Source organism: Mesobacillus subterraneus (genome assembly GCF_000934845.1).
Lineage (GTDB): Bacteria > Bacillota > Bacilli > Bacillales > Cytobacillaceae > Mesobacillus > Mesobacillus stamsii.
This window is the reverse complement of the sequence record NZ_JXIQ01000136.1, coordinates 1-5003: the sequence shown is the minus strand read 5'-3', so window position 1 is coordinate 5003 and position 5003 is coordinate 1. Positions and strand designations below refer to the sequence as shown.

The following is a 5003-nucleotide window of genomic DNA, read 5'->3' as shown; positions in this document are numbered from 1 at the left end:
CAGGACGTGGCGTTATCGGCGGGCAGCGCTTGTCGGGGCTGACCAAGGCGCTTGCGCTTTTCTTAGTAAAAATAATCTAATTATTGCACCAACTAAAAGATGCGTGTCATAATAAAATAACAATATATAGTGAACATCAGCTTGTTCAGAAAATGGGGAAGTGGGTTAGCAATGATAAAAATTGGTGATAATATCATCCTTGAACATAAGACTTTCGATAGTTATGAACAATATAAGTGCAAATTGGTTGATCGAAAAGGAAACGACCTGTACATTGATTATCCTGTAAATTTGGCCACAAATAGAACGGTGTTCCTGTTGGAAGGAACACCGTTGAAGGCAAATTTTGTGACTGATTCTGGTTCGAGCTATACCTTTCAAACAGAAGTTAAAGGAAGAATCAAGCAAACTATTCCGATGGTCATAATTTCTTGCCCAGGCAAGGAGCATGTAATCAAAATCCAGAGACGGCAATTTGTTCGGGTGGAAACTGCCGTTGATGTGGCAATCCATTCTGTAAAAGGAGAATTTCCTCCGTTTACAACTGTCACTGATGATATCAGTGCAGGAGGTTCTGCCCTGCTAATCAATAAAAAAAGCAGTTTGAAACAGGGGATGGAGATATTGTGCTGGTTTGCCTTGCCGATGCAAAACGGAGAATATGAATACCGCAAATTCCACGGAAAGATAGTTAGAATCATTGAAGGTTCAGGTTTTATGAACAAGGCTTCTGTCCAGTTTTTTGATTCTTCAGGGACAGACAGGCAAGTTCTGTTAAGATTTTGTTTTGAACGACAGCTCGAAATGAAGAAAAAAGGACTGCCTGTTTAAAAAGAATAAATGTTTCGGTTTGCTCCCATACTACATATAGTTAGCATTGATACAGGAGCGAAGAAATGATGAAAACCTTTGAAAGAATTTTAATCAAAATCGCGATCATCCAAATTATTTTTCTCCTCATTGCTCAAATATTTTTTCATAAACTGGACGCATTTCCGGAGCTGAAACAGATTACGCAGTACGAGGGTGTTACAGAGAATAATTATTCAGAAGTCCTGAATTTGATCCGCAGCAAAGAATAAGCAGGCGAGAGCCTGCTTATTTTTAATGAAGTGGAAAAGATTTTTGTGTTAAAATAAAAGAGTAGCACATTGATCAACAAGGCGTACCAGGAGGAAATATGAAGAAGCAAATTTCAATTGCCATCGACGGGCCTGCCGCAGCAGGGAAAAGCACGGTAGCTAAAATCGTAGCTGAAAAACTAAAATATCTATACATCGATACGGGTGCTATGTACAGGGCGCTTACATACAAAGCAATCCAAAAAGGGGCCAGGCTCGATCAGGAAGCACAGCTGATTAAAATTTTAAATGATACATTGATTGAGCTTCTGCCTGGTGAAACGGGACAGAAAGTGCTTCTGGATGGAGTCGAGGTCACCACTGACATTAGAAGTTCAGAGGTCACAAATCAGGTTTCTTACGTTGCTGTCCATAGACTGATCAGGAGAGAAATGGTCAAGCGGCAGCAAGACTTGGCCAAAAATGGCGGAGTAGTGATGGATGGCAGGGATATTGGCACACATGTATTACCCGATGCCGAAGTGAAGGTCTTTTTGCTTGCAAGTGTCGAGGAAAGAGCCCAGCGTCGAAATGCCGAAAACATCCAAAAAGGATTTCCATCCAATTTTGAAAAGTTAAAAGAAGAAATCGCCGAACGGGATAAAATTGACTCTGAACGAGAAGTGGCCCCTTTAAAAAAGGCGGACGATGCAGTGGAAATAGATACAACATCGCTTTCGATTCCGGATGTAGTCGATAAAATAATGGAATTGGCGCTTGAAAGGATCGGATGAAAATGACAATTTACTCATTTGTAAGGTCTTTAGTGAAGGCGGCATTAAAAACAGTTTATCGGATTGAGGTAATCGGCATGGAAAATATACCTGCAGACGGAGGCATCCTGCTGTGTTCCAATCACATAGACAATCTTGATCCACCGGTTGTTGGCATTACTGCCCCGCGACCGGTCTATTTCATGGCAAAAGAGGAGTTATTCTCGGTTCCTATCCTTGGAAAAATCTTACCACACTTGAATGCTTTTCCAGTTAAAAGAGGAATGAGTGACAGGGAAGCGTTAAGGAAGGGTCTTGGGATTTTAAAGGATGGCAAGGTTTTAGGTTTATTTCCAGAGGGAACAAGAAGCAAGACAGGGAAATTGGGCAAAGGTCTTGCTGGAGCGGGCTTCTTTGCCCTCCGTTCCGATGCATATGTTGTGCCGTGTGCGGTGATCGGTCCATACAAACCATTCAATAAATTAAAGGTGGTCTATGGCAAACCAATGGATATGGCACCCATTAAAGCAAAAAAATTAAATGCCGAACAGACGACTGATTTGATCATGGGAGAAATTCAGAAACTAATCAACCAATATAACTAAGGTTTCATGCTTGACAAAAATGGCTATTTGTAAGAAGTTAGTAAGAAGAGATATTTTTCGAATTTTCACTAAGTACTAGTTAAGGTGTTTTTAAGTGGTGGAAGCATCACTTTTCCTATTTGCCAGCAGTGATGGATTAAGGAGGAGTACATATGTCAGAAGATATGAACCAAGTAGAAGTAAAGAATTTTAAGGCTGGAGACCGTGTGACGGGTACCGTAACAAAAGTGGAAGAAAAACAGGTATTGGTAGATATTGATGGAAGCAAACTTGATGGAATTATTCCAATCAGTGAGCTATCAAGCCTTCATGTGGAAAAAGCAGAAGACGCGGTTTCGATCGGAGATGAACTTGAACTCGAAGTCCAAAAGGTAGAGGAAGAAGCTTTAATTCTTTCGAAAAGAAAAGTGGACGCCGAGAAAGCATGGGAACATCTAATTGGAAAATTTGAAAGCGGAGAAGTATTCGATGCTGAAGTGAAAGATGTTGTAAAAGGCGGTTTGGTTGTCGATCTTGGTGTCCGCGGATTTGTGCCAGCATCCTTGGTTGAATCACATTTTGTAGAGGATTTCTCGGATTATAAAGGGAAAACGATAAGCTTCAAGATTGTTGAGCTTGACAAGGAGAAAAACCGGCTGATCCTTTCGCATCGCGCGGTTGTGGAGGAAGAGCAAGGAAAGAAAAAACAGGATCTGCTTGCTTCCATCCAACCAGGACAGGTATTGGAAGGTACTGTTCAAAGGATAACGGACTTTGGTGCGTTCGTTGATATTGGTGGAGTGGACGGCTTGGTGCATATTTCACAGCTCTCCCATGAGCATGTAGAAAAACCATCTGATGTTGTTCAGGAAGGACAGCAGGTGCAGGTTAAGGTCTTGAGCGTGGACCGTGATAATGAGCGAATCTCCCTTTCCATTAAAGAAACACTGCCAGGACCATGGGCTGATATTGAGGAAAAAGCATCAAAGGGCAGCATTCTTGAGGGTACGGTCAAACGTTTGGTTTCTTATGGTGCGTTTGTCGAAATATTCCCAGGTGTAGAAGGCTTGGTGCATATTTCGCAAATTTCACATAAACACATCGGAACACCACATGAAGTTCTCAAGGAAGGGCAGACTGTAAAGGTAAAAGTCCTGGATGTTAACAAAGAAGACCAACGAGTATCACTCAGCATGAAGGAGTTCGAGGAAAGAGAGAACAATGAAGCTTTTTCTTATGAACTTCCTGAAGAAAATAAAGGTTTCAGTCTTGGGGATATGATTGGAGACAAACTAAAGAATCTTAAACAATAATGGTGATCGATTTGTCAAGATCTAAAAGGAAATGGGACCATATTCAATATGCCCTAGAAATGGGACAGACTCGGCTATCTGGCTTTGACGATATTAAGTTTGTAAACCAAAGCCTGCCGGAAATGAATTTTGATTCAGTTAAATTGCAAACTGAAATTGGCGAACTTTCTTTAAGTTCGCCAATTTTTATCAATGCAATGACTGGAGGCGGCGGAGAACGGACCTTCCGAATCAACCGGGATTTGGCGATCGCCGCAAGAGAGACAGGGACGGCTATTGCTGTTGGCTCGCAAATGTCAGCCTTAAGAAATCCGGAGGAGCGAAGGACTTATGAAATTGTCAGGGAAATGCACCCTGGTGGTATCTTGCTTGCCAATCTAGGAAGTGAAGCAACGCTTGAGCAGGCGAAAGCTGCGGTCGAAATGATTCGAGCGGATGGTCTGCAAATACATTTAAATGTTGTCCAGGAATTAACAATGCCCGAGGGAGACAGATACTTTAGCGGTGCATTAGCGAGAATCGCGGAAATTGTAGAAAACATCGGTGTGCCTGTAATTGTCAAAGAAGTGGGATTTGGCGTTAGCTCAGAGACTGCAGCGAAACTTTATGCACATGGGGTTCGTTATCTTGATATTGGCGGGTTTGGCGGAACGAACTTCGCGAAAATCGAAAATAAACGGAGGGAGCGGTTGCTCACTTTTTTTGAAGATTGGGGGATTCCTTCTGTAGCATCTATAATGGAAGCGAAGTCTGCCGTTCAGGACATGACTGTAATTGCTTCAGGAGGTATCCAAACAAGCTTTGATATCGTGAAAGGACTAGCCTCAGGAGCTGCTGCGGCTGCGATGGCAGGATACTTGCTGAAAACTTTGCTCGAGCAAGGAACAGAGGGCTTGATCAAAGAAATTTCTAACATAAAAGAAGAAATTGCCATCCTTATGACGGCCGTAGGGGTACAAACGATCGAGGAACTTCACCATGTTCCTATTGTCATTTCAGGAGAAACACATCATTGGCTTAGTCAAAGAGGAATCGATACTAAAGCATTCGCTCAAAGAAGAGACTTGAAATAGAGAAGGCCCTCTACCATGCAGTAGAGGGCTTTTTTTGTAATATCAGAATTTATACGTTTACCTTTTTTTGTAATTTCGGGAAAATTGAGGCATGGAGCCAAATATTCTGAAACGAATCTTTTTTGTTAATAGACACGAAGGCGAAAAACGTCTTGAGGAGTTAGCGGCAAACGGCTTGCCTAAGCGTTGGGCTATGTGC

6 protein-coding genes are annotated in these 5003 nt (G+C 42.1%); all 6 read left to right on the top strand.

The features are described from left to right. Positions 1-171 precede the first annotated feature (171 nt). The 6 genes from UB32_RS16040 to fni all read left to right on the top strand — a co-directional run bounded on the left by UB32_RS16040 (position 172) and on the right by fni (position 4804). The gene (locus UB32_RS16040; RefSeq protein WP_044395540.1) at positions 172-831 is read left to right on the top strand and encodes a flagellar brake protein; all 660 of its coding nucleotides are present in this window, start codon (positions 172-174) and stop codon (positions 829-831) included. 65 nt (positions 832-896) lie between these two features. Then, positions 897-1082 (top strand): YpfB family protein, encoded by a 186-nt coding sequence (locus UB32_RS16035; protein WP_307191029.1) that lies wholly within the window; start codon positions 897-899, stop codon positions 1080-1082. 98 nt (positions 1083-1180) lie between these two features. After that, positions 1181-1855 carry a (d)CMP kinase gene (gene cmk, locus UB32_RS16030; protein WP_044395538.1) on the top strand — a complete coding sequence of 225 codons (675 nt, stop codon included), beginning with the start codon at positions 1181-1183 and terminating at the stop codon, positions 1853-1855. A gap of 2 nt (positions 1856-1857) precedes the next feature. Further along, positions 1858-2439, top strand: a complete 582-nt coding sequence (locus UB32_RS16025) for a lysophospholipid acyltransferase family protein (RefSeq protein WP_044395536.1) — start codon at positions 1858-1860, stop codon at positions 2437-2439. Positions 2440-2591: 152 nt separating this feature from the next. Next, positions 2592-3731 carry a 30S ribosomal protein S1 gene (rpsA, locus tag UB32_RS16020; protein WP_044395534.1) on the top strand — a complete coding sequence of 380 codons (1140 nt, stop codon included), beginning with the start codon at positions 2592-2594 and terminating at the stop codon, positions 3729-3731. An 11-nt stretch (positions 3732-3742) separates the two neighbouring features. Beyond that, positions 3743-4804 (top strand): type 2 isopentenyl-diphosphate Delta-isomerase, encoded by a 1062-nt coding sequence (gene fni / locus UB32_RS16015; RefSeq protein WP_044395542.1) that lies wholly within the window; start codon positions 3743-3745, stop codon positions 4802-4804. Positions 4805-5003: the final 199 nt, after the last annotated feature.

Bases quoted from the DNA above. Each gene is read 5' to 3' on its own strand.
- UB32_RS16035 (WP_307191029.1), top strand. From the start codon at position 897: ATGATGAAAACCTTTGAAAGAATTTTAATCAAAATCGCGATCATCCAA.
- UB32_RS16040 (WP_044395540.1), top strand. From the start codon at position 172: ATGATAAAAATTGGTGATAATATCATCCTTGAACATAAGACTTTCGAT.
- UB32_RS16025 (WP_044395536.1), top strand. From the start codon at position 1,858: ATGACAATTTACTCATTTGTAAGGTCTTTAGTGAAGGCGGCATTAAAA.
- cmk (WP_044395538.1), top strand. From the start codon at position 1,181: ATGAAGAAGCAAATTTCAATTGCCATCGACGGGCCTGCCGCAGCAGGG.
- rpsA (WP_044395534.1), top strand. From the start codon at position 2,592: ATGTCAGAAGATATGAACCAAGTAGAAGTAAAGAATTTTAAGGCTGGA.